Source organism: Streptomyces ficellus, assembly GCF_009739905.1.
Taxonomy (GTDB): Bacteria; Actinomycetota; Actinomycetes; order Streptomycetales; family Streptomycetaceae; genus Streptomyces; species Streptomyces ficellus_A.
On the sequence record NZ_CP034279.1, the window covers coordinates 2,150,296 to 2,174,919 of the forward strand.

Annotated in this window: 17 protein-coding genes and 1 pseudogene; 11 read left to right on the forward strand and 7 right to left on the reverse strand. The window is 73.1% G+C overall.

Annotated features, from left to right (window positions below; all coding sequences use genetic code 11):
* Nucleotides 1-345 precede the first annotated feature (345 nt).
* Entirely contained in the window at nt 346-1,728 is a 1,383-nt protein-coding gene (locus EIZ62_RS09205) for a maltokinase N-terminal cap-like domain-containing protein (protein ID WP_156692215.1), read from the forward strand.
* Between the two features lie 29 nt (nt 1,729-1,757).
* Complete coding sequence (glgB, locus tag EIZ62_RS09210; RefSeq protein WP_425281806.1) at nt 1,758-4,058, forward strand: 1,4-alpha-glucan branching enzyme; 2,301 nt, start codon at nt 1,758-1,760, stop codon at nt 4,056-4,058.
* Between the two features lie 25 nt (nt 4,059-4,083).
* Here glgB and EIZ62_RS09215 read toward each other — a convergent pair whose 3' ends face one another.
* Both EIZ62_RS09215 and EIZ62_RS09220 read right to left on the reverse strand, forming a co-directional pair.
* Nucleotides 4,084-6,306, reverse strand: a complete 2,223-nt coding sequence (locus EIZ62_RS09215) for a HelD family protein (RefSeq protein WP_156692217.1) — start codon at nt 6,304-6,306, stop codon at nt 4,084-4,086.
* Between the two features lie 150 nt (nt 6,307-6,456).
* Nucleotides 6,457-6,900: an Lrp/AsnC family transcriptional regulator gene (locus EIZ62_RS09220; protein WP_156692218.1), complete on the reverse strand. Its 444-nt coding sequence runs from the start codon at nt 6,898-6,900 to the stop codon at nt 6,457-6,459.
* A gap of 114 nt (nt 6,901-7,014) precedes the next feature.
* Between EIZ62_RS09220 and EIZ62_RS09225 the strand changes: the two genes are divergently transcribed.
* Complete coding sequence (locus tag EIZ62_RS09225) at nt 7,015-7,890, forward strand: NAD-dependent epimerase/dehydratase family protein (RefSeq protein ID WP_156692219.1); 876 nt, start codon at nt 7,015-7,017, stop codon at nt 7,888-7,890.
* The gene (locus EIZ62_RS09230) at nt 7,887-8,762 is read left to right on the forward strand and encodes an aldo/keto reductase (RefSeq protein ID WP_244375578.1); all 876 of its coding nucleotides are present in this window, start codon (nt 7,887-7,889) and stop codon (nt 8,760-8,762) included. Before EIZ62_RS09225 ends, EIZ62_RS09230 begins: the two co-directional genes overlap by 4 nt.
* 59 nt (nt 8,763-8,821) lie before the next feature.
* Here EIZ62_RS09230 and EIZ62_RS09235 read toward each other — a convergent pair whose 3' ends face one another.
* Nucleotides 8,822-10,444: an MFS transporter gene (locus EIZ62_RS09235; protein ID WP_156692220.1), complete on the reverse strand. Its 1,623-nt coding sequence runs from the start codon at nt 10,442-10,444 to the stop codon at nt 8,822-8,824.
* 101 nt (nt 10,445-10,545) lie between these two features.
* On the opposite strand from EIZ62_RS09235, the gene EIZ62_RS09240 reads away from it, so the two are divergent.
* Nucleotides 10,546-11,145: a TetR/AcrR family transcriptional regulator gene (locus tag EIZ62_RS09240; protein ID WP_244375580.1), complete on the forward strand. Its 600-nt coding sequence runs from the start codon at nt 10,546-10,548 to the stop codon at nt 11,143-11,145.
* Between the two features lie 4 nt (nt 11,146-11,149).
* Here EIZ62_RS09240 and EIZ62_RS09245 read toward each other — a convergent pair whose 3' ends face one another.
* Nucleotides 11,150-12,334: a YncE family protein gene (locus EIZ62_RS09245; RefSeq protein WP_208827839.1), complete on the reverse strand. Its 1,185-nt coding sequence runs from the start codon at nt 12,332-12,334 to the stop codon at nt 11,150-11,152.
* 152 nt (nt 12,335-12,486) lie between these two features.
* Nucleotides 12,487-13,842 (reverse strand): cation:dicarboxylate symporter family transporter, encoded by a 1,356-nt coding sequence (locus tag EIZ62_RS09250; protein WP_156692222.1) that lies wholly within the window; start codon nt 13,840-13,842, stop codon nt 12,487-12,489.
* Nucleotides 13,843-13,966: 124 nt separating this feature from the next.
* On the opposite strand from EIZ62_RS09250, the gene EIZ62_RS09255 reads away from it, so the two are divergent.
* From EIZ62_RS09255 to EIZ62_RS09265, 3 genes are all read left to right on the forward strand, one after another.
* Nucleotides 13,967-15,628 carry a sensor histidine kinase gene (locus EIZ62_RS09255; RefSeq protein ID WP_156692223.1) on the forward strand — a complete coding sequence of 554 codons (1,662 nt, stop codon included), beginning with the start codon at nt 13,967-13,969 and terminating at the stop codon, nt 15,626-15,628.
* Nucleotides 15,625-16,329 carry a response regulator gene (locus tag EIZ62_RS09260; RefSeq protein WP_156692224.1) on the forward strand — a complete coding sequence of 235 codons (705 nt, stop codon included), beginning with the start codon at nt 15,625-15,627 and terminating at the stop codon, nt 16,327-16,329. Before EIZ62_RS09255 ends, EIZ62_RS09260 begins: the two co-directional genes overlap by 4 nt.
* A gap of 110 nt (nt 16,330-16,439) precedes the next feature.
* Nucleotides 16,440-17,126, forward strand: a complete 687-nt coding sequence (locus EIZ62_RS09265; protein ID WP_156692225.1) for a helix-turn-helix domain-containing protein — start codon at nt 16,440-16,442, stop codon at nt 17,124-17,126.
* An 853-nt stretch (nt 17,127-17,979) separates the two neighbouring features.
* Here EIZ62_RS09265 and EIZ62_RS32825 read toward each other — a convergent pair.
* Nucleotides 17,980-18,270: pseudogene (locus tag EIZ62_RS32825) on the reverse strand (helix-turn-helix domain-containing protein); the annotation flags it as partial.
* A gap of 124 nt (nt 18,271-18,394) precedes the next feature.
* The gene (locus EIZ62_RS09270; protein WP_156692226.1) at nt 18,395-19,420 is read right to left on the reverse strand and encodes an ATP-dependent 6-phosphofructokinase; all 1,026 of its coding nucleotides are present in this window, start codon (nt 19,418-19,420) and stop codon (nt 18,395-18,397) included.
* A 248-nt stretch (nt 19,421-19,668) separates the two neighbouring features.
* On the opposite strand from EIZ62_RS09270, the gene pta reads away from it, so the two are divergent.
* The 3 genes from pta (at nt 19,669) to pyk (ending at nt 24,515) form a co-directional block, all read left to right on the forward strand.
* On the forward strand, nt 19,669-21,741 hold the full coding sequence (pta, locus tag EIZ62_RS09275) for a phosphate acetyltransferase (RefSeq protein WP_156692227.1): 2,073 nt from the start codon (nt 19,669-19,671) through the stop codon (nt 21,739-21,741).
* Between the two features lies 1 nt (nt 21,742).
* Nucleotides 21,743-22,987 carry an acetate kinase gene (locus EIZ62_RS09280; protein ID WP_156692228.1) on the forward strand — a complete coding sequence of 415 codons (1,245 nt, stop codon included), beginning with the start codon at nt 21,743-21,745 and terminating at the stop codon, nt 22,985-22,987.
* A 97-nt stretch (nt 22,988-23,084) separates the two neighbouring features.
* On the forward strand, nt 23,085-24,515 hold the full coding sequence (gene pyk, locus EIZ62_RS09285) for a pyruvate kinase (RefSeq protein WP_156692229.1): 1,431 nt from the start codon (nt 23,085-23,087) through the stop codon (nt 24,513-24,515).
* Nucleotides 24,516-24,624 lie beyond the last annotated feature (109 nt).

A 24,624-nucleotide genomic window follows, 5' to 3' on the forward strand; every position in this document is an offset into this window, starting at 1 on the left:
GTCACCGCCGCGGCACCCGGCGCCGCCGTTCCCGGGGCGCACGCCCCGCGGCCGGCCGCCGGGGTCACGGCACCGGACCGGACGCCCGGCGCCTCCGCCCGCACCACCGCGGCCGACGCGGTGTCAGCGGACGCGCCGGGCCGGGCGGCCGGGATGGGGTGAGACATCGGGGCGGGGCGTTTCCGTCGCCCCGCCCTGGGCACTCTCCCCCTCATACGTCGATTCGGGTCTATCTCGACCATCCCCGCCCGACACGTCCCGCACAGCCGGACAGCACTCGCCGCATTCCGGGACACTCTGCATGTTCTGTGCATTTCGTAGTGCCCGGGGAAAGGACGCGCTGCCATGTCGGAGACCGCATCCACCGCCCGGGCCCCGGTCGCCCTGCTCCCGTCGCTGGTGCCCCTCCTGCACGACTGGCTGCCACGCCAGCGCTGGTTCGCCGGGAAGGGGCGCCCCGTCACCGGGTTCGCCCTCGTCTCGGTGACCGAACTGCTCCCGCTCGACACCACCGGGCCCGGGTTGCTGCACCTGCTCGTACGGGTACAGCAGCCCGGCCTGAACACCGCCGCCCAGGGCGACTGCTACCAGTTGCTGCTGGGCGTGCGGCACGACCTGCCGCACCGGCTCGCGTCCGCGCGGATCGGACGCGTCCAGGACGGCCCGCTCGCCGGGCGCACGGTCTACGAGGGCCTCAGCGACCCGCGGCTCGCGGCGCTGCTGCTGGAACGATTGCGCACCCCCGGCCCGCTGGGCCCGCTGCGGTTCTCCCGGACCGTCGCCATCCCGGAGGGCCTCACGCCCCGCGTGCTGGACGCCGAGCAGTCCAACTCCTCGCTGGTGTACGGGGATTCGTACATCCTGAAGGTGTTCCGCCGGGTCTACCCGGGCGCCAACCCGGACCTGGAGCTGCCGCTCGCGCTCGCCAGGGCGGGCTGCGCCCGGGTGCCGGCTCCCGTCGCCTGGTACGAGACCGGGAACGGCCGCGGCGAGGCCAGCACCCTGGGCGTGCTCCAGCCGTACCTGCGCGGGTCCCAGGACGGCTGGCAGCTGGCCCTGGACGCGCTGGGCGCCGGGCGTGCCTTCACCGCCGAGGCGCGGGCGCTGGGCCGGGCCACCGCGGAGGTCCACACCGCACTGGCGGACGCCCTGCCGACGGTGGCGCTGGGCCGCCCGCAGACCGAGAACCTGGTCCACGGGATGAGCCGCCGGCTGGACGCCGCCGCGCAGGCCGTTCCCGCGCTGATGCCGTTCGTCCCCGGGCTGCGCGCCGCCTTCGAGGCGGTCGGCGGGGCGGGGCGGGACGGCGGGCTGTGGCGGGCCCAGCGGGTCCACGGCGATCTGCACCTGGGCCAGATCCTCCGCACCCAGGACGGCGACTGGTCGGTGATCGACTTCGAGGGTGAGCCCGCGAAGCCGCTCGCCGAGCGCCGCCGCCCCCAGCCGCCGGTGCGCGACGTGGCCGGCATGCTGCGCTCCTTCGACTACGCGGCCCGCTCCCTTCCCCCCGGGAACCCGGACTGGGCCGAGCGGTGCCGGGACGCCTACTGCACCGGGTACGCCGAGGGCTCGGGCACCGACCCGCGCGACGAGCCCGCGCTGCTGCGCGCGTACGAGACGGACAAGGCCGTGTACGAGGTGCTGTACGAGGCCCGGCACCGCCCCGACTGGCTCCCCGTCCCGATGGCGGCCATCCGCCGCCTGGCCGCCCAGACCACCACTCCGTGAAGTGAACCCCGTTGAGGAGGCCCACCCCCGTGACCCCCCGTCGTCCCACCCGCAACCCCGCCGCCCCGGCCGCGAAGCAGGCCCCGGCCGTCAAGCCGACCCCCGTGGGGGACGCCACCGCCCTGCCGGTGCCGCCGCCCGGCGCGACGCCCCGCCCCCGCACCGGTGAGGAGGGCGTCCCCGCCGCGCCGCTCGGCGCGGCCGACCGGGGGCGGCTGCTCGCCGGCGAGCACCACGACCCGCACGCCCTGCTGGGCGCCCACCCGGTCGGCGGCGGCATCGCGATCCGGGTGCTGCGCCCGTGTGCCCGGAGCGTCGCCGTGCTGGTGGACGGGGTGCGCACCGAGATGCACGACGACGGTGACGGGCTGTTCTCGGTGGTGCTGCCGCTGTCCGAGGTTCCCGACTACACGCTGCGGGTCGCCTACGAGTCCGGTGTCGTCGAGGCGGACGACCCGTACCGCTTCCTGCCCGCGCTCGGTGAGCTGGACCTGCACCTGATCGGTGAGGGCCGGCACGAGGAGCTGTGGAAGGCGCTGGGCGCCCAGCCCATGACCCACCAGGGCGTCACCGGCACCCGTTTCACGGTGTGGGCGCCGAACGCGCGCGGGGTGCGGCTGGTCGGCGCGTTCAACTACTGGGACGCGGGCACCGGTCTGCCGCTGCGGTCGCTGGGGCGCAGCGGGGTGTGGGAGCTGTTCGTGCCCGGCATGGGCGAGGGCGAGCTGTACAAGTTCGCCGTCACGGGCCCCGACGGCCACTGCTCGCTGCGCGCCGACCCGATGGCCCGCCGCACCCAGTGCCCGCCGGAGACGGCGTCGATCGTCACGGCCTCGCACTACACGTGGCGGGACGGTGACTGGATGGCGCACCGGGGCGACCGGCCGGTCCACGAGGCCCCGTTCTCCGTCTACGAGGTGCACCTGCCGTCGTGGCGCCCCGGGCTGACGTACCGTGAGCTGGCCGAGGAGCTGCCGGCGTACGTCAAGGACCTCGGCTTCACGCACGTGGAGCTGATGCCGGTCGCCGAGCACCCCTACAGTCCGTCCTGGGGCTACCAGGTCACCGGTTTCTACGCGCCCACGGCCCGCCTCGGCACGCCCGACGACTTCCGGTTCTTCGTCGACGCCTGTCACCGCGCCGGGATCGGTGTCCTGGTCGACTGGGTGCCGGCGCACTTCCCGAAGGACGACTGGGCGCTCGCCCGGTTCGACGGCACCCCGCTGTACGAGCACCCGGACCCGCGGCGGGCCGAGCACCCCGACTGGGGCACCCTGGAGTTCGACTACGGCCGCACCGAGGTCCGCAACTTCCTGGTCGCCAACGCCGTGTACTGGTGCGAGGAGTTCCACATCGACGGCCTGCGGGTGGACGCCGTCGCCTCGATGCTGTACCTGGACTACTCCCGCGAGGGCGACGACTGGGTGCCCAACGAGCACGGCGGGCGGGAGAACTTCGACGCGGTCGCCTTCCTCCAGGAGATGAACGCCACCGTCTACCGCCGCTGCCCGGGCGTGGTGACGATCGCCGAGGAGTCCACGGCCTGGGAGGGCGTCACCCGGCCCACCGACAGCGGCGGCCTGGGCTTCGGGCTGAAGTGGAACATGGGCTGGATGCACGACTCGCTGGTGTACGTCTCCAAGGAGCCGGTGCACCGCAAGTACCACCACAACGAGATGACGTTCTCGATGGTGTACGCGTACAGCGAGAACTACGTGCTGCCCATCTCGCACGACGAGGTGGTGCACGGCAAGCAGGCGCTGGTGACCAAGATGCCCGGCGACTGGTGGCAGCGGCGCGCCACCCACCGGGCCTACCTGGGCTTCATGTGGGCCCACCCGGGCAAGCAACTGCTGTTCATGGGGCAGGAGTTCGCGCAGGGCGCCGAGTGGTCGGAGGCGCACGGCCCGGAGTGGTGGCTGACCGGGGACGACTACCACTCGGCGGGCGACCACCGGGGCGTGCGGGACCTGGTGCGCGCCCTGAACACGGCGTACGCGGCGACGCCCGCCCTGTGGGAGCGGGACACCGTCCCGGAGGGCTTCCAGTGGTCGCTCGGCGACGCGGCCGACGACAACGTCTTCGCCTTCCTGCGGTACGACGCGCAGGGCGCGCCGCTGCTCGCGGTGAGCAACTTCTCGCCGGTGGTGCGCGAGGAGTACCGGCTGTGGGTGCCGGACCGGATCGCGGCCTGGGCGGAGGTCCTCAACACCGACGCGGCGGAGTTCGGCGGCAGCGGGGTGCGCAACCCGGACCCGGTGAAGACGGAGGACGGGCACGTCCGCCTGACGCTGCCGCCGCTGGCGACCGTGTGGCTCAGGCCCGCCTGACCGCGGGCCGTCCGCCCCGCCGGGCTCACCCGGCGGGGCGGACGACTCCGAGACGCTGGGTGGCGCGGGTCAGGGCCACGTACAGGTCGTTGACGCCGTGCGGGCCGCCGGAGCGGATGGCGTCCGGATCGGCGACGATCACCGTGTCGAACTCCAGGCCCTTCGCCTGCCGCGGCTCCAGCAGGACGACCGGACGGGTGAGGTCGGGGTCGGGTCCGTGCGCGGCCCCGGGGAGTGCCCGCCCGATCTCCTCCAGCCGGCCGGCCGGGGCGATCACGGCGAGCCGCCCCTCGGCGGGCTGCTCGCGGCGCACGGCGGCGGCCACCCCGGCCGCGAGGTCGTCGGTGGTCGTCTCCCAGGGCGCCACGCCCGTGGCGCGCACCGAGCGCGGCGGGACGAAGTCCGGGTCCTCGGCGCGCCGCACCGCCGCGGCGACCTCCATGATCTCGGCGGGCGTGCGGTAGTTGACGCCGAGGCGTACGTGCTCGAAGCGGTCGCCGACGTAGGGGCCGAGGATGTCCTGCCACGAGCCGCAGCCGGCCGCGTCACCGGTCTGGGCCGGGTCTCCGACGAGCGTCATCGAGCGGGTGGGGACGCGCCGCATGAGCAGCCGCCACGCCATCGCGGAGAGCTCCTGCGCCTCGTCGACGATCACGTGCCCGAACGCCCAGGTCCGGTCGGCGGCCGCGCGTTCGGCGGCGCTGCGGTGGTCCGCCTCCTCGTGGCGCTCGGCGAACCGTTCGGCGTCGATGATGTCGTGGGCGCCGAGCACCTCCGACTCCTCGTCCTCGAACTCGTAGGTCCGGGAGGCGTAGCTGACGTCCAGGACGCCCTGGGCGTAGGCGATGCGGGCGCTGCGCTCGCGTTCGGCGGCGGCGCGGGCGGCGGTGTCGTCCTCGCCGAGCAGCTCGGCGGCCTCGTCGAGGAGCGGTACGTCGGCCTCGGTCCAGGGGCCGCCGGCGCGCCGTACGAACTCGGCCTCGCCGTCGGCGAGATAGCCGTCCGGTTCGGCGAGGAAGTCCGCGAGGAACGCCTGCGGGGTGAGGGTGGGCCACAACTCCTCGACGGCCGCGTGGACGTGGGGGCTGGCGGCGATCTCCTTGCGCATCTGGGTGATGTCGGCCGGGTCGAGGAGGTTGGGGCCGCCGAAGGGGTCGCCGCCGAGCCGTTCGGTGAGCTGGTCGGTGAGGGCGTCGATGATCCGGAAGGCGAAGCGGGGCCGGGCGAGGTTGTGCGGCAGGCCGGTGCCGCGGGCGTCCCAGCGGGCGTCCTCGGCCATGTTCCGGTCCAGCAGGAGGGTGCCGTAGTCGTCGTGGTCGATCTCGATGGGCGCCTCGGTGGGCGGCACGGTCTGCCGGTCCCTGAGGGCGCGGGCGAGGACGTCGGCCATGCCGGCGCGGCCCTTGATCTCGGCGGCCTCGGGGCTGTCGGTGCCGGTGGCGCGCACCCCGGGGAACAGCTCGCCCATGGTGGCCAGCAGCACGCCGGTCTCGCCGAGCGCGGGCAGCACCTCGCCGATGTAGCCGAGGAAGCCGGGGTTGGGTCCGACGATGAGGACGGCGCGGCGGGCGAGCTGCTCGCGGTAGGCGTAGAGCAGGTACGCGGCCCGGTGCAGCGCGACGGCGGTCTTACCGGTGCCGGGCCCGCCCTCGACGACGAGGACGCCCTGGTGGGGGGCGCGGATGATGCGGTCCTGCTCGGCCTGGATGGTCTGGACGATGTCGCTCATGCGGCCGGTGCGGGCGGCGTCGAGCGCGGCGAGCAGCACCTCGTCGGCGTCGCGGTGCTCATGGCCGGTACGGGTGGTGTCGGTGAGGTCGAGGATCTCGTCGTGCAGGGCGGTGACGTCGCGCCCCTTGGTGGTGATGTGGCGCCTGCGGCGCAGCCCCATCGGTTCGTACCCGGTGGCCAGGTAGAACGGCCGGGCGATGTCGGCGCGCCAGTCCACGACGAGCGGGGTGCGCTCCTCGTCGTCCTCGCGGATGCCGATCCGGCCGATGTGGTGGTCGCGGCCGTCCCGGAATTCGAGCCGCCCGAAACACAGCCCGTTCTCCCCCGCGTCGAACGCGGCCAGGAGCCCGGACTGCTCGGCGACCAGCACATCCCGCTCCAGCCGCGCCTGGAACCCGGTCCCCATGTCCTTGAGGGCGGACCGTACGGCGGCCTCGGCCTGGCCCCTCAGGTGGTCGAGTCGCGCGTAGAGCTCGTAGATGAATTGCTGCTCTTTCCGATATTCCTCGGTTGACAATCCAACTCCTGACGCGATACCGTGCGTTTATTGAACTTCCGTGTGCGTTTTGCTGAGCACGCATTTCCGGCCCGCACACGAACAATCAAATATACGCGAAGAAACACCCCGGTCGTCAATCGACCGGGGTGTTCTGCGTTCGGGCGCACGTCAGGGCAGGAGCGGTTTGCGGGGCACCGGTGACGACAGCACGACCGACGTCGTCGTACGGCCCAGGGCCGACGTCTGCTCCAGCACGTCCTCCAGGTGCACCGTGTCCGTCACCGCCACCTTCAGGATCCAGCAGTCCTCCCCCACCACGTGGTGGGCCTCCAGGATCTCGGGGCGGGCCAGCAGTTCCAGGGTCCTGGGGTGCTTGAAGGTGTAGCCACCGTGCGGGTTGACCCGGATGAACGCCTGGATGCCATAGCCGAGCCGGGCGGGCGAGACGTGCGCGCCGTACCCGGTGATGGCGCCGCCCGCCTCCAGGCGGCGGACCCGTTCGGCGACGGCCGCCGGGCTGAGCCGGACCCGCCGGCCGAGCTCGCTGAGCTTGATGCGGCCGTCGGTCTGGACGAGCTCCAGGATCTGCCGGTCCAGGGCGTCGAAGGCCACCGCAGTCGTTCCGTCGGCGACGGGTCGCGGATGCCGTTGTTCTTTGGGTGCGACGGCCGCATCTCCCATGGTTCCCCCTTCAGGCCGCGGCCCGACACCGTAACACTGGTGCCCATGCCAGAAACCTGTGTGATCGGCGGCAGCCGGTACTTCGGAAAGCGTCTCGTACAACGGCTGTTGGACGCGGGTCACCACGTCACCGTCGTCAACCGCGGGTCGTCCGCACCGCCGGCCGGCGCCCGCCACCTGATCGCCGACCGCGACGACGAGCGGGCCCTCGCGGACGCGCTCGGCGCGCGCACCTTCGACGTGGTCGTCGACCAGGTCTGCTACACCCCGCGCCAGGCGGACGTCGCCCGGCGCGTCCTCGGGCCGCGCACCGGGCGCTATCTGATGACCTCGACGGTCGAGGTGTACGCGGAGGAGGATGCCGAACGGCCCGTCGGCGAGGACGCCTTCGACGCCCGTACGATCGCCGTCGACCTAGACGCGGAGCTGTCCTACGGGGAGGGCAAGCGGCAGGCCGAGGCCGTGTTCGCGCGGGACGCGGCCCTGGCGTTCACCGCCGTGCGCGTCGCCCATGTGCTGGGCGGCGCCGACGACTTCACCGGCCGGCTCGCGCACTACGCGGACCGGATACGGGCGGGGCGGCCCATCGCCGTGCCCGCCGTCAACCGGCCCGCGACGTACGTGTACGTGGAGGAGATCGCCGCGTTCCTGGCGTGGGCGGCGGAGCGGGACTTCACCGGGCCGGTGAACGCCGCGTCCCACGGCCCCCTGACGACCGTGGAGGTCTGCGCCGCCGTCGAGGCGCGGCTCGGCCGCCGGGCGGTGTTCCAAGAGGTGGAGTCGGGCGAGGTGTCGCCGCTCTCCTTCCGCCGTGCCTACGCCATGGACAACGCGCGGGCCACGGCGCTCGGGCACCGTTTCCTGCACACATCCGACTGGCTGGAGCGGGCCGTCGCCGAGACCCTCGGGGGCCGGGCGTGAGGTACGTGGGGGACGTCGCGGTGGGAGCCGTCGGGCTGGGCGCGATGCCCCTGTCCATCGAGGGCCACCCCGACGAGGCCCGTGCGGTGGCGACGGTGCACGCCGCACTCGACGCGGGCGTCACGCTGATCGACACGGCCGACTCGTACCACGCCCCGGACGACGGCGCGCCCGGCGACGGCGAACTGCTCGTCGCCCGCGCCCTCGCGGCGTACGGCGGCGACCGCGACCGGGTGCTGGTCGCCACCAAGGGCGGCCGGGGCCGCACCCCCGACGGCGGCTGGACCGTCAACGGCCACCCGGACCACCTGCGGCGCGCCGCGCAGGCGTCGGCGCGGCGGCTGGGGGTGGAGGCGATCGGGCTGTACCAGCTGCACAAGCCGGACCCGGCCGTGCCGTACGCCGAGTCGCTGGGCGCGCTCCGGGACCTGCTGGACGCGGGCACCGTCCGGGCGGCGGGCGTCTCGAACGTGGACGTGGCGCAGATCCGTCTCGCCCGGGAGGTCCTGGGCGACCGGCTGGTCGCCGTGCAGAACCGCTGGTCCCCCGCCGTGCGGGACAGCGAGCCCGAGGTGCGGCTCTGCGCCGAGCTGGGGCTGGCGTTCCTGCCGTGGAGCCCGCTCGGCGGGATCTCGCGCAGTTCGCTGGACGGCGTGTCCGCCCAGGAGGCGGACCCCCGGTTCGGCGCGTTCCACCGGGTGGCGCGGGAGCGCGGGGTCAGCCCGCAGCGGGTGGCCCTCGCGTGGGCGCTGGCCCGCTCGCCGGTGGTCGTCCCCATCCCGGGGGCGAGCCGCCCGGAATCGGTCCGCGACTCGGCGGCGGCGGTGGACCTGGTGCTGGACGAGCGGGAGCTGGAGCTGCTCGGTCCGTGACGTGCGGCCCCCCGGCGGCACGTCACGGACCCAGCGGTCGGTGCCCGGCGGCGCCGGGGTCAGACGAGCTCGGGCTCGCGGTCCTCGGTCTTCGCCTCCGCCTCCGCGCGGGCCTTCCGGCCCGGCAGCAGGACGGCCACCAGGACCGTGCCGGCCGCGAGGATCGCCGCGCCGACGAGGCTGGTGTGGGCGACCGCGTCCGCGAAGGCGGAGCCCACCGCGTCGGTCATCCGGCGGGCGCCCTCGGCGAGCTGGGCGGCCTGCCCGGGGGCGGCGTGGGCGGCCTTCTCGCCGATGCCGTGGGCGACGGCGTACCCGGCGCCGACCGAGTCCTGGGCGGTGGCGAGGGCCTGGGCGGGCAGGCCGCTGCCCTCGGTGGCGTCGGCGAGGTGCGAGGAGTACGAGGAGGCCAGCACCGAGCCGAGCAGCGCGATGCCGAGCGAGCCGCCGAGCTCCAGCGAGGTGTCGTTGACCGCGCCGCCGACGCCCAGCTCCGACTCGGGGAAGGCGCCCATGATGGCGTCGGTGCACGGGGACAGCGCGAGGCCGATCGCGAGGCCCAGGACGACCAGCGGGGCGACGAAGTCCCCGTACGCCGAGGCCGCGTCGACCCGCGTCAGCAGGGCGAGGGCCAGCGTGCCGAGCGCCATGCCGGCGGTGACCGTGACCTTCATGCCCAGGCGCGGGGTGAGGTAGCCGGTCAGGGCCGAGCCGGCGAACACCGCGCCGGCCAGCGGCAGCATCCGCACACCGGTGTCGAACGGGTCGTACCCGAGCACGAACTGGAGGTGCTGGGTGAGGTAGTAGAAGGCGCCGAAGACGGCGAGGAAGAACAGGGCGACGGCCAGGTTGGAGCCGGCGAAGCCGCGGTTCAGGAAGCGGCGGACGTCCAGGACGGGGCGCGGGTGGCGCAGTTCCCAGGCGACGAACGCGACCAGTCCGGCGCCCGCGACGACCGCGGCGGTGACGGCCTTGGCGTCCCAGCCGAAGTGCGGGCCCTGGATGATCGTGTAGACGAGGGCGCCGGTCCAGACGACGGACAGCAGCCCGCCGACGTAGTCGATGCGCCCGTGCCGGGCGGCCTTCGACGGCGGTACGAGGGCGAAGGCGCCGGCGATCGCGAGCACGACGACCGGCACGTTGATCAGGAACGTGGACGCCCAGCCGTGGTTCTCCAGCAGCGCGCCCGCGACCAGCGGCCCGGCGGCGATGGCCAGACCGGCGGTGGCGGTCCACAGCACGATCGCCTTGGCGCGCTCGGCGCGCGGGAAGGTCGCGGCGAGCAGGGACAGCGTGGCGGGCATGATCATCGCCGCGCCGACGCCCATCACCGCCCGGGCGGCTATCACGCCCGTGGAGGAGTCGACGAGCGAGCCGGCGACCGAGCCCGCGCCGAAGACGACGAGGCCGAGGACGAGGGCGCCGCGCCGGCTGTACTTGTCGCCGATCGCGCCGAGCAGCAGCATCAGCGCCGCGTAGGGGACGGTGTAGCCGTCGATGACCCACTGGAGGTCGGAGCTGCTCAGCCCGAGGTCCTTGGTCATGTCGGGCGCGGCGACGGTGAGGGCGGTGTTCGCCATCACGATGATCAGCAGGCTCAGACACAGCACGAGCAGCGCCCACCAGCGCTTCGGATACGCCCGGTCCATCCTTTCGACCGGCTCGTTCATGACGAGACGCACGGTTCGGTCCACCCTTCCAGCGACACTTTTTGCACAGCCGTGTGCAATTACACACTGCTGTGCAAGTTACGTGACTGCACAGCCATGTGCAAAATGAGGGCGTGACTTCTGGACGAGCCGATGCCAACCGGCGCCGCATCGAGCAGGTGGCCCTGACCGAGCTGCTGCGGGACCCGGACGCCTCCATGGACCAGATCGCGCGCGCGGCGGGCGTGGTGCGCAGAACCGTGTACGGGCACTTCCCCAGCCGTGAGGCGCTGATCGCCGCACTGGTCGACAGCGCGATCGAGTCGGTGGCCCGGGCGCACGCGGATGCCCGCGCGGGCGTCGACGACCCGGCCGAGGCGGTGGCCCGCGCCACGCTCGCCGTGTGGGAGATCGCCGACCGCTACCGCCTGCTGGTGGCCCTCGCCCAGCGGAGCGTCACCATGGAGGTCATCCGCGAGCGGCTGACCCCGGTGCGCGAGGCGTGCGCGGCGGTGCTGCGACGCGGCCTGGACGAGGGCGTGTTCGCCTCCCCGCTGTCCGCCACCGCCCTCGCGTACGTGCACGAGCAGGTGCTGTTCGGGCTGATGGAGGCGGTGAACGCGGGCGCCCTCGCGGCGGACCTGGCCGGCCGGTCCGCCGCGCAGACGATGCTGATCTCGGCGGGCATGCCGGCCGGGCGGGCGGTGGAGCTGGTGGAGTCGCTGGACGCCTGAGGGGTCAGCGGTCCAGTCCGGGCAGCGCGTCGGCCGCGACCTTCCCGGCCCGCTCGCGCTGCGGGTAGTCGCCGACCTTCACCCGGGCGACCTCCTCGGCCGTGCGGTAGTCGACGACCGACACCTCGTCGCGGTTGGAGAGGGTCACGAAGCAGTGCGTGCCGCCGGGGGCGGTGAGGGACCAGTAGGGCAGGGCGCCGGGCTCGTAGTGGACGAAGCCGTCGGTGGTCAGGCCGGGGCGGGAGACGACCGCCGTGTAGTCGTCGATGGTGCCCGCCACGCAGAGCTTGTCGTTCGCCCCGTTCATGGCCATGCCGTGGTGGGCGGAGTTCTGCGGGTAGTCGTCGGGCTTCAGGGCCGCGCCCGCCGCGCTGAACGGCATCTCGACGGTCCGTACGGTGCGTCCGGCGTCCAGGTCGTACTCGATGAACCCGTTGAGGTAGGAGAGCTGGGCGTACATCGTCCTGCCGTCCGGGGTGATCACGGCCGGGCGGACGCCCTTGTCGAAGGTGTACGTGCGCAGCACCTTCCACGTCCTGGCGTCGGCGACCGTCACCTGCTTGGCGCCCTTGAGGAAGTTGAGCGCCTTGGGGAAGGAGGTGATGCCGATGGACATGTTGTAGATGCGGCTGCCGTCCGCCGAGTACATGTTCTCGTGCGGGTACGTGCCGGTCGCGAACTCTCCCGTGACGCGGCCCGTCGCGGCGTCCAGGGCCTGGGACTTGGCGGCCGTGATGGCGGAGACGACGAAGGTGCGGCCGTCCGGGGAGAGGGCGGCGTGGTCGGCCTTGAGGCCGTCCAGGTGCGTGCGCCAGAGCTGGCGGCCGGACGCGATGTCGTAGGCGGCGGCGTCCCCGAGGTTGCCGCGCGAGACGTAGAGGGTGCGGCCGTCGGGCGAGAGGTGGGCGTCGTCGACGAACTTGTCGCCGCCCGCCTGCTGCTTGACGATCTCGTAGGCGGCGCGGCGTATCGGGTCCATGCCGGCGAGGATCGCGTCGAGGTCGGGGACGACGTCGAGGGAGCCGAGGTTCTCGTAAGTACGGGCGTCGATGAAGCTCACCGTGCCGTCCGCGCTGTTGCCGACGACGACCACGTCCCGCAGGTCGTCGCCCTGCGCGGCGGAGGAGGCGGTCACGGAGCCGAGGGTGAGGGCGAGGGTCAGGGCGAGCAGTGCCGGAAGACGTGCCATGGAGGGTCCCTTCATGCACATGCCAGGTTGGCCCCTACGATGACACGTCCCCCGTTACCGGCGGTACGGTCCGGAAGCGCCGAACCGCGCGGGGCGTGCGCCGCCGCGCGGTCCGGTGCCCGGGCCGGGCCCGGTCCCGCCCGGTCCTGGCGTCAGACCTTGGCGGGTTCGCGCTGGTCGGGGAGGCCGTCGGCGTCGTCCGCGTCACCCGTCGCCGGGGCGTGGTCGTCGACGAGGGTCTTCTCGTCGAACGGGACGCGGCCGGCGAGGACCTCGGCGACCCGCGCCTTGTCGATCTCCTTGGTCCAGGTGCCGACCAGGACGGTGGCGACCGCGTTGCCCGCGAAGTTGGTGAGCGCGCGGGCCTCGCTCATGAAGCGGTCGATGCCGACGATCAGCCCGACGCCGTCGACCAGTTCGGGGCGGTGCGACTGGAGGCCGCCGGCGAGCGTGGCCAGACCGGCGCCGGTGACGCCCGCCGCCCCCTTCGACGCGATGATCATGAAGACGAGGAGCGAGATCTGCTCGGCGAGCGACAGCGGGTTGCCCATCGCCTCGGCGACGAACAGCGAGGCCATCGTCAGGTAGATCGCGGTGCCGTCCAGGTTGAAGGAGTAGCCGGTCGGGACGGTGATGCCGACGACGGGCTTGCTCACGCCCATGTGCTCCATCTTCGCGATCAGGCGCGGCAGCGCGGACTCGGAGGAGGAGGTGGACAGGATCAGCAGGAACTCCCGGCCCAGGTACTTCAGCAGGCTCAGGATGTTCACCCCCGCGACCAGCCGCAGCAGGGCGCCGAGGACGACGAAGACGAACAGGGCGCAGGTGATGTAGAAGCCGATCATGATGACGGCGAGCGACTTCAGCGCGTCCAGGCCGGTCTCGCCGACCACGGCGGCGATGGCGCCGAACGCGCCCACCGGGGCCGCCCACATGATCATCGCGAGGATGCGGAAGACCAGCCGCTGGATGTGCCCGATGCCGCGCAGCACCGGTTCGCCGGACCTGCCCATCGCCTGGAGCGCGAAGCCCGCGAGCAGGGCGACCAGCAGCGTCTGGAGGACCTCGCCGGCGGTGAACGCGGAGACCAGCGTCTTGGGGATGATCCCGAGGAGGAAGTCGACGGTGCTCTCACTGGCCCCCGACGCCTGCTTCTCGCCCGCGGCGGCGACCTCGTCCGTCAGGCGCAGGCCCGCGCCCGGCTCCAGCAGGTTGCCGACGAGCAGGCCGATGGCGAGGGCGACGGTCGACATGACCATGAAGTAGCCCAGCGCCAGCCCGCCGACCGCGCCGACCTTGGCGGCCTTGCGGACCGAACCGACGCCCAGGACGATCGTGCAGAAGATGATCGGCGAGATCATCATCTTGATCAGGTTCACGAAGCCGGTGCCCAGCGGCTTGAGCTCGACGGCCACGCCCGGGGCGGCGAAGCCCACGGCGATGCCGAGTACGACCGCCGCGATGACGGCCAGATACAGATAGTGGGTACGGTCCCGTCGTGCGGCCACGGGGTCCTCCTCGGTGAGTGGCTCCACTGTCCCTGTGGATCCCGGAGACCATCTCTCACCTGGTGACGGCGGTCACCGTTGCGTACCTTTCGTTCACACGTTTCCGGACAGGCAGACTTGGCCCATGCGTCTCCCGCGCCCCCGACCCCGCCCCCGCAGCCTCGCGGGCCAGCTCTTCGCGATGCAGGTGGTCCTGGTGGCCGCCGTCGTCGCGGGGTGCGCGCTCTTCGCGTACGCCGACGACCGCGACCAGGCCGAGGAGACCGCGCGCCGGCAGGCGACGGCCACCGCGACGGCGGTCGCCCGCTCCCCGTCGGTGGTGGACGCCGCCCGCTCCAAGGACCCGACGGCCGCGCTCCAGCCGTACGCGGCCTCCCTCACCGGCGACCCGGGCGTCACCTTCGTGACGATCATGGCGCCGGACGGCACCCGGTGGACGCACCCGGAGCCGGACGAGATCGGCCGGACGTATCTGGGGCACATCGACGCCGCCCAGCGGGGTGAGACGTACACCGAGACCTACCGGGGGACGCTCGGGCCCTCGGTGCGGACGGTGGCGCCGGTGTTCGACCGGGGCCGGGTGGTGGGCCTGGTGAGCGCGGGCATCACCGTGGACCGGATCAGTGAGCAGCTGGGCAAGCAGGTCACCGCGCTGCTCGGGATGGCGGGCGCGGCACTGGCGCTCGGCGGCGCCGGTACGTACGTGATCAACGCACGGCTGCGGCGGCACACGCACGGGATGAACGCCGGGGAGCTGAGCCGGATGCACGACTACCACGAGGCCGCGCTGCACGCGGTGCGCGAGGGCCTGGTGATGCTGGACGGGCGGCGGCGGATCGCGCTGATCAACGACGGGGCGCGGGAGCTGCTGGGGCTCGGCGACGACGTGGTGGGCACACCGGTGGCGGAGCTGGGCCTGCCCGCATCCCTGACCGGCGCGCTGCTCGGCGCCGAGCCGCGCGTGGACGAGCTGCACCTGACGGCCGACCGGGTGCTGGTGGTGTCGACCCGGCCGGTGGTGGGCGGTGAGCGGCGCGGAACGGTGGTGACCCTGCGGGACCACACCGAGTTGCAGGCGCTGTCGGGCGAGCTGGACTCGGAGCGCGGGTTCACCCAGGCGCTGCGCTCGCAGGCGCACGAGGCGGCGAACCGGCTGCACACGGTGGTGTCGCTGATCGAGCTGGGGCGCGTGGACGAGGCGGTCGACTTCGCCACGGCGGAGCTGGAGCTGGCGCAGGCGCTCACCGACCGGGTGGTCGACGCGGTCGGCGAGCCGGTGCTGGCGGCGCTGCTGCTGGGCAAGGCGGCCCGGGCGAACGAGCGGGGCGTGGAGCTGGTGCTGACGCCCGACAGCCGGATCGACGACGGCGTCCTGCCGCCGGCGCTCCCGGCCCGCGACCTGGTGACGATCCTGGGCAACTTGATCGACAACGCCCTGGAGGCCGCCCGCGGGACGCACGCCGCCCGTGTCACGGTGACCGCGCGGGCGGACGGCGACGGCGGTGAGCTGCTGCTGCGGGTCGCCGACTCCGGCCCGGGCGTCGGCCCGGACGACCACGACGCCGTCTTCGAACGCGGCTGGTCCACCCGCGGTCCCGGCCGGGGGCTCGGGCTCGCCCTCGTGCGCCAGGCCGCGCGGCGCGCCCGGGGCACGATCGAGCTGGGCCGGGGCCCGGACGGGGGCGCCGCGTTCACCGTCCGCCTGCCGCTGGGCGGTCACCGGGCGGCGGGACCGGCCGGAGCGACGGCCGGCGTGACGGCCGGCGGCGAGGGGGAGGCGCCGTGACCGGGAGACCCGGGGCGGGCATCCGGGTGCTGGTCGTCGAGGACGACCCGGTCGCGGCGGACGCGCACGCGCTGTACGCGGGACGGGTGGCGGGCTTCACGGTGGTCGGAGTGGCCCACTCGCGGGCCGCCGCCGTGAGGCTGCTGGAACGCACGGCCGTCGACCTGATCCTGCTCGACCTGTACCTGCCCGACGGCCACGGCCTGCACCTGCTGCGGTCGCTGCGCGCCGCCGGCCACCACGCGGACGTCATCGCCGTCACCTCCGCCCGCGACCTGGCGGTCGTCCGCGAGGGCGTCTCGCTCGGCGTCGTCCAGTACGTGCTGAAGCCCTTCACCTTCGCGACCCTGCGCGACCGGCTCACCCGGTACGCCGAGTTCCGGGCGGCCGCCGGTGAGGCGTCCGGCCAGGAGGAGGTGGACCGGGCGCTCGCCGCGCTGCGCACCCCGCAGCCGGCCGCCCTCCCCAAGGGCCTGAGCGCCCCGACGCTGGCCGTGGTGACCCGCACCCTGCGTGCGTCGGAATCCGGCCTCACCGCCGCGGAGGCGGGGGCCGCGGTCGGCATCTCGCGGATCACCGCCCGCCGTTACCTGGAGCACCTGGTCACCTCGGGGCGGGCGGAGCGCAGTCCGCAGTACGGCCAGGTCGGGCGCCCGGAGCTCCAGTACCGCTGGCTGCCGTCCGGGGCCGGGACGGGGTAAATTACCGACAGGTAGGACGCTAGTGGGCGCAACTGGACGTTCCTACGATTTTTGGCCTTGGGTGAACCGACCGTAGCCATATGTGACCCTCTGCTTCTACGGTGTGCGGCGTGCAGCCCTCTCCCCCGTCCCCACCGTTCAACGCCCTCGCCGCGCGCCGACTGCGTGAGGCGCTGGGTATGGCCCCCGCGCACGTCGCCTACGGCCTGCGCGCCCAGTACGGCCTCGGCGTACCGCCCGAAACGGTCATCGCCTGGGAGCGCGGCGTCGCCGCACCCGACGCCACGGAACTCACCGCCCTCGCCGGCGTCCTGTGGTGTTCCCCCGGCGAACTGCTCGCCGCGGCCACGACCCTGCGCGAGCACCGGATGGCGCGGGCCATCGCCCCCGGAGACCTCGCCCGCCGCGTGGGCCTCGACGCCAAGGCGTACCTGCGCATGGAGGAGTCGGGCCGCTGGCGCGGCAACGAACGCCAGACCGCCGCGCTCGCCGACGCGCTGTCCCTCGGCCCGCGCGAGCTGATCACCGCGACGGGGCGCGACGAGGAGCTGGCGGACATGCTGCGCAGCGCGGCGACGACCCGCTGGCAGGCGTACGTCAAGCCGGCGGCGAAGCTGCTGCCGATGGACCGCCACCACCTGGAGGCCGTGCTCCAGCAGCTGTACGCCGACTACCAGGCGCGGATGGTGGCGACCAACAGCTGGGGCTCCGACGTGACCGGCGACAGCGGGGGCGAGGCCGGCCGGCAGTACCTGGCGCGGATCGTGGACCACTTCTGGGAGCTGGCCCGGCTGTAGCCCGGGCGCCGAGCGCCCCCACCCCGGGGCGCGGGTCGAAGCTGAAGAGCTGTCCCTCGCCGTCGCCGTCGCACGCCCGCTGGACGACGTCCGCCCACGGTTCGGCGGAGGCGTCGCGCACCTCCAGGCACAGCTCCGAGTGCGCCGGCCGGATCCGGTGGCCCGCAGCGCCTCCGTCGCCCTCGAAGGGTTCGACGCGGAACGCCTCCCGTGCTCCCCGTCTGCCGCACTCCTGGTCCACCAGCGGCGCCCCGTCCTCCTCGGCGACCTCCGGCGCGATGCCCGAGCAGCCGGGCCCGTAGTCCGGATGGTCCGAGCGGAGCCGCCACAGCCCGCCGTCCAGGGGTTCGAGCGAGTAGCGCGGCACCACCGCCTCCTCGCAGGGCACCTGGTAGACCTGGCCGCTCTCCTGCCCGGGCCGCTCGTTCAGGCACAGGCCCGAGTGGAGGGCGCGTAAGTTCACCGGCCCGGCCGCGGGCGCGGTCACCGGGCCACCGGACATGTGGCGGCCGGGGTCGTCGCCGAGCAGGAACGCCACCACCGTGAAGGCGGCCGTCACCAGCGCGACCACGGCCACCACCGGCACGGCCGTCCGCCGCCACCCCGGCGCCCGGTGCCCGTCGGGCGCGCCGCCGGAGCCCGCGCCGCCCGCCCCTTCCCCGGCGGCCGGTGCGGACAGGTCGCCGGGCCAGGAGAGGACGGGGCTGTCGTCGGTGTCCTCGCCGGTGTCTCCGTCGCGCCCGCCGTCCGTACCGGCGTGCTCGTCGTCCGTGCCCGCGTGGCCGTCGTCCGTGTAACCGGGGCCGCCGCGTCTCAGCAGCTCGTCCCGCGCGGCGAGCCAGGCCTCCTGGGCCGCGGGGCCGGCGCCGCACGCGCGGACGAACGCGAGCAGGAGTTCCTCGCGCGGCACGGTGGTGCGGGCGAGCATGTTCGCCAGGGTGGAGCGGGGCAGGACGTCGCCGGCCGCCTCCGCCGCCGCCGAGAGCTCCCGGAAGGTCAGCCCCGACCGGTCCTTGAGGGCCTGGAGCCGTGCGACGAAGTCGGCGGCGTCGCCCACCTCCCCGGGGTCGGGAGCGAGTTCCCGGTCGGCCATGTGCCTGTCCTCCCTGCTGTCCGCAGTGGCGTCCGGACGGAGTTGGGACATGTCCCGGACAAGCGCAAGCCTTGTCGAATCCGCGGCCCGGCTCAAGAGTGGAAAAGCCGAACGGCCCCGATCACCCACGGGGGTGGTGACCGGGGCCGCTCGGCGCGGACCGGGGGAGGCCGGGTCAGAAGACCGATTCCGCCTCGTACATACGGTTCTCCGGCACCGTCTTCAGCCGCGTCACGGCGTGGGCGAGCGGGACCATCACCACGTCCGTGCCGCGCAGGGCCGTCATGTTGCCGAACTCCTTGCGGTGGGCGGCCTCCACCGCGTGCCAGCCGAAGCGGGTCGCGAGGACGCGGTCGTACGCGGTCGGCACGCCGCCCCGCTGGACGTGGCCCAGGATGACCGGCCGGGCCTCCTTGCCCAGCCGCTTCTCCAGCTCGGCGGCGAGCCGGTTGCCGATGCCCTGGAACCGCTCGTGGCCGAACTGGTCGATGGCGCCCTTCTCGTACTCCATCGAGCCCTCGGCCGGGTGGGCGCCCTCGGCGACGCAGACGACCGCGAACTTCTTGCCGCGCGAGAACCGCTCCTCGACCATCTTCACCAGGTCGTCGACCTCGAAGGGCCGCTCGGGCAGGCAGATGCCGTGCGCGCCGCCCGCCATGCCGGACTCCAGGGCGATCCAGCCGGCGTGCCGGCCCATGACCTCCACGACCATCACCCGCTGGTGGGACTCGGCGGTGGTCTTCAGACGGTCTATGGCCTCCGTCGCCACCGTCACGGCCGTGTCGAAGCCGAAGGTGCGGTCGGTGGAGGAGATGTCGTTGTCGATGGTCTTCGGCACGCCGACCACTGGCATCCCGGCGTCCGACAGCATCCGCGCGGCGGTCAGCGTGCCCTCGCCGCCGATGGGGATGAGGACGTCGATGCCGTATCGCTTCTGGATCTCCTCGCAGTTCTCGGCCGCCTCCCGCAGCCGCGCGCGCTCCAGCCGGGCGGAGCCGAGGATGGTGCCGCCACGGGCCAGGATGCCGCTGACCGCGTTCAGGTCGAGCGGCCGGTAGTGACCGTCGAGGAGGCCCTTGAACCCGTCCTCGAAGCCGATCACCTCGTCGCCGTGGCCCGTCATGGCGCGGTGCACGACCGACCGGATCACGGCGTTCAGGCCGGGGCAGTCGCCGCCTGCGGTGAGAACTCCGATACGCATCGCGCTGTGTCTCCTGCTCAGTAGTGGTACGGGTGAGCCTTTCCGAATTGTCCCACGCCGGGCGTCCGGCTCGTGCTCACGGCGCCTGCGCGTGAGGCCCGCGGAGGGCTTGTGGCGCCCGGGTTCCCCCGTCTCCGCAGGCCAGGCGCCCGGGGGGCGCTCTACCCAGCGACGGGGGTATTGTCAAGGGGGTATCGCCACCCTCATAGGGTTTTTTGTTCACACATGTATTCGACGGGAGAGCTTGCGTGGCGCGCAGCGTGTACGTGACCGGGATCGACCGCGGGGACGGCCGACAGGTCGTGGAGCTGGGAGTCATGGAGCTCCTGACCCGCCAGGTGGACCGGGTGGGGGTGTTCCGGCCGCTGGTGCACGACGGTCCCGACCGGCTGTTCGACCTGTTGCGGGCGCGCTACCGGCTGTCGCAGGACCCGGCCACCGTCTACGGCATGGACTACCAGGAGGCGTCCGCCCTCCAGGCCGAGAAGGGCACGGACGAACTCGTCGCCCAGCTCGTCGACCGCTTCCACCGGGTGGCCCGGGACTACGAGGTGGTCCTGGTGCTCGGCACCGACTTCCACGCCACGCAGCTGCCCGAGGAGCTGGCGCTGAACGCCCGGCTCGCCAACGAGTTCGGCGCCCCCGTGATACCCGTGGTCGGCGGCAAGGGCCAGGACGCCGACTCGGTGCGCGCCGAGACCCGCAACGCCTTCCGGGCGTACGAGAGCCTCGGCTGCGACGTCCTCGCCATGGTCGCCAACCGGGTGGCGCCCGATGACCGCGACGCCCTCGCCGAACGCCTCGCGTCCCGGCTGCCCGTGCCCTGTTACGTCCTGCCCGACGAGCCCGCGCTGTCCGCGCCGACGGTCGCGCAGATCACCCAGGCGCTGGGCGCCGAGGTGGTGCTCGGCGACGACTCAGGCCTCGCCCGCGACGCCCTGGACTTCGTCTTCGGCGGCGCCATGCTGCCGAACTTCCTCAACGCCCTGACCCCCGGCTGCCTGGTGGTCACCCCCGGCGACCGTGCCGACCTGGTGGTGGGGGCGCTGGCCGCGCACTCGGCCGGGACGCCGCCGATCGCGGGCGTCCTGCTCACGCTGAACGAGCGGCCGAGCCGGGAGATCCTCACCCTCGCCGGGCGGCTCGCCCCCGGCACCCCGGTGGTCTCGGTGAGCGGCAACAGCTTCCCGACGGCCGCCGAGCTGTTCTCGCTGGAGGGCAAGCTGAACGCGGCGACGCCCCGCAAGGCCGAGACCGCGCTGGGGCTGTTCGAGCGGCACGTGGACACCGGGGACCTGCTGAAGCGGATCTCGCTGGCGCGCAGCGGCCGGGTCACACCGATGATGTTCGAGCACGCGCTGCTGGAGCAGGCGCGGGCGGAGCGGCGCCGGGTGGTGCTGCCGGAGGGCGCGGAGGAGCGCGTCCTGCGCGCCGCCGACGTCCTCGTACGCCGCTCGGTGTGCGACCTGACGCTGCTGGGCGACGTCGAGGTGATCCGCAAGAAGGCCGCCGACCTGGGCGTCGACCTGAAGGACACGCAGCTGATCGACCCGGCCACCAGCGAGCTGCGCCAGCGCTTCGCGGAGCGGTACGCGGAGCTGCGCGCCCACAAGGGCGTCAGCGTGGAGCTGGCGTACGACGTGGTGTCGGACGTCAACTACTTCGGCACGCTGATGGTCCAGGAGGGCCTGGCGGACGGCATGGTGTCGGGCTCGGTCCACTCGACGGCGGCGACGATCCGGCCGGCCTTCGAGATCATCAAGACCAAGCCGGACGCCTCGATCGTCTCCTCCGTCTTCTTCATGTGCCTGGCCGACAAGGTGCTGGTGTACGGCGACTGCGCGGTCAACCCGGACCCGAACGCCGAGCAGCTCGCCGACATCGCCGTGCAGTCGGCGGCGACGGCGGCCCGGTTCGGCGTGGAGCCGCGGATCGCGATGCTGTCGTACTCGACCGGCACGTCGGGCTCGGGCGCCGACGTGGACAAGGTGCGCGAGGCGACGAAGCTGGTGCGCGGGGCGCACCCGGAGCTGCGGATCGAGGGCCCGATCCAGTACGACGCGGCCGTCGAGCCGTCCGTCGCGGCGACGAAGCTGCCGGGCTCGGAGGTGGCCGGCCAGGCCACGGTGCTGATCTTCCCGGACCTCAACACCGGCAACAACACCTACAAGGCCGTGCAGCGTTCGGCGGGCGCGGTGGCCGTGGGCCCCGTCCTCCAGGGCCTGCGCAAGCCGGTCAACGACCTGTCGCGCGGGGCCCTCGTCAGCGACATCGTGAACACGGTCGCGATCACCGCGATCCAGTCCCAGCCCACCGCCTGAGATGACGACAGAAAGCACCGCACCCGTGACCGACCCCACCCGTGTCCTCGTCCTGAACTCCGGCTCCTCGTCGGTGAAGTACCAGCTCCTCGACATGCGCGACGGTGCGCGTCTCGCGGTCGGGCTGGTCGAGCGGATCGGCGAGGAAACGTCCCGCCTGGTCCACACGCCGCTGACGGACGGCGGTGGGGAGAAGCGTGAGCGCACCGCCCCGGTCGCCGACCACGCGGCGGCCCTGAAGGCGGTCGCCGAGGAACTGGCGGCGGACGGCCTCGGCCTGGACTCGCCCGAGCTGGCCGCGATCGGGCACCGGGTGGTGCACGGCGGGCTGAGGTTCTCGGCGCCGACGGTCATCGACGACGACGTCCTCGCCGAGGTCGAGCGCCTGGTCCCGGTCGCGCCCCTGCACAACCCGGCGAACATCACCGGCATCCGCACCGCGCGGGCGCTGCGCCCGGACCTGCCGCAGGTGGCGGTGTTCGACACCGCGTTCCACACCACGATGCCGGAGTACGCGGCGCGGTACGCGATCGACACCGAGACCGCGGACGCGCACCGCATCCGCCGGTACGGCTTCCACGGCACCTCCCACGCGTACGTGTCGCGCCGGGTGGCGGGGCTGCTGGGCAAGGACCCGTCCGAGGTGAACGTGATCGTGCTGCACCTGGGCAACGGGGCCTCGGCGTCGGCGGTGGCGGGCGGCCGGTGCGTGGACACCTCGATGGGACTGACCCCCTTGGAGGGGCTCGTGATGGGTACCCGCTCCGGCGACGTCGATCCCGCGGTCGTTTTCCACCTGGAGCGGGTGGCCGGAATGTCGTCCGACGAGATCGACGTCCTGCTGAACAAGAAGAGCGGATTGGTGGGGCTTTGCGGCGACAATGACATGCGGGAGATCCGCCGGCGGATCGACGAGGGCGACGAGCGGGCGCGGCTCGCGTTCGACATTTACATCCACCGGCTGAAGAAGTACATCGGCGCCTATTACGCGGTGCTCGGCCGGGTGGACGCGGTGGCGTTCACGGCGGGTGTGGGCGAGAACGCGGCCCCGGTGCGGGAAGCTGCCGTCGCGGGCCTGGAGGAGCTGGGCCTGGCGGTGGACGCGGGTCTGAACGCGGTGCGCTCGCCGGAGCCCCGGCTGATCTCGCCCGGGTACGCCCGGGTGGCGGTCGCCGTGGTGCCGACGGACGAGGAGCTGGAAATCGCGCAGCAGACCTACTCACTGGTCACTTCGCCGGCCCATTGAGCCCGAGTTCGCGCCACGATTGAGCGCCGGTCCGCCCATTTGTACATTCCACCAGACGGAATATTCCGCAGTGAAACAAACCGATAGGATCCGCCTTATGCGCCGTTCCAAAATCGTCTGCACACTGGGCCCCGCCGTCGACTCGTACGAGCAGCTGAAAGCTCTCATCGAGGCCGGTATGAACGTGGCCCGCTTCAACATGAGCCACGGATCCCACGCTGAGCACGAGGAGCGGTACCACCGCCTCCGCCAGGCCGCCGAGGACACCGGCCGCGCCGTGGGCGTGCTCGCCGACCTCCAGGGCCCGAAGATCCGTCTGGAAACGTTCGCGGAGGGACCGGTCGAGCTGGTCCGCGGGGACGAGTTCACCATCACCACCGAGGACGTCCCGGGCGACAAGTCCATCTGCGGCACCACGTACAAGGGCCTGCCCGGCGACGTCTCCAAGGGCGACCAGATCCTGATCAACGACGGCAACGTCGAGCTGCGCGTCATCGAGGTCGACGGCCAGCGCGTCAAGTCGATCGTCGTCGAGGGCGGGGTCATCTCCGACCACAAGGGCATCAACCTGCCGGGTGCCGCCGTCAACGTCCCGGCCCTGTCCGAGAAGGACGTCGAGGACCTGCGGTTCGCGCTGCGGATGGGCTGCGACCTGGTCGCCCTGTCCTTCGTGCGCGACGCCGACGACGTCAAGGACGTCCACAAGGTGATGGACGAGGTCGGCCGCCGCGTGCCGGTCATCGCCAAGGTCGAGAAGCCGCAGGCCGTCGAGAACATGCAGGACGTCGTCATGGCGTTCGACGGCGTGATGGTGGCCCGTGGCGACCTCGCCGTGGAGTACCCGCTGGAGCGGGTGCCGATGGTGCAGAAGCGCCTCATCGAGCTGTGCCGCCGCAACGCCAAGCCGGTGATCGTGGCGACCCAGATGATGGAGTCGATGATCACCAACTCCCGCCCGACGCGCGCCGAGGCGTCCGACGTCGCCAACGCGATCCTGGACGGCGCGGACGCGGTCATGCTCTCCGCCGAGTCGTCGGTCGGCGCGTACCCGATCGAGACCGTCAAGACGATGTCGAAGATCGTGACCGCCGCGGAGGAGGAGCTGCTCTCCAAGGGCCTCCAGCCCCTGGTCCCCGGCAAGAAGCCCCGCACCCAGGGCGGCTCGGTCGCCCGCGCCGCCGCCGAGATCGCGGACTTCCTGGACGGCAAGGCCCTCATCGCCTTCACCAAGTCCGGCGACACCGCCCGCCGCCTCTCCCGCTACCGCGCCCAGCAGCCGATCCTCGCCTTCACCACCGAGGTCGCCACCCGCAACCAGCTCGCCCTGAGCTGGGGCGTCGAGTCGTTCGTGGTCCCCCACGTCGACAACACCGACGCGATGGTCGACCTCGTCGACGCCGAGCTGCTGAAGCTCCAGCGCTACAACGCGGGCGACACCATGGTCATCACCGCCGGCTCGCCCCCCGGCGTCCCGGGCACCACCAACATGGTCCGCGTCCACCACCTGGGCGGCGAGACCCGCGCCTGACGGCGCCCGTTCATCAGCAGGGGCGGTGGCCCCGGCCCGTGGGAGACCACGGACCGGGGCCACCGCCCTTCGCGTTCGCAGCGATTCCCCGCGCCGGGGCGTTCTCCAC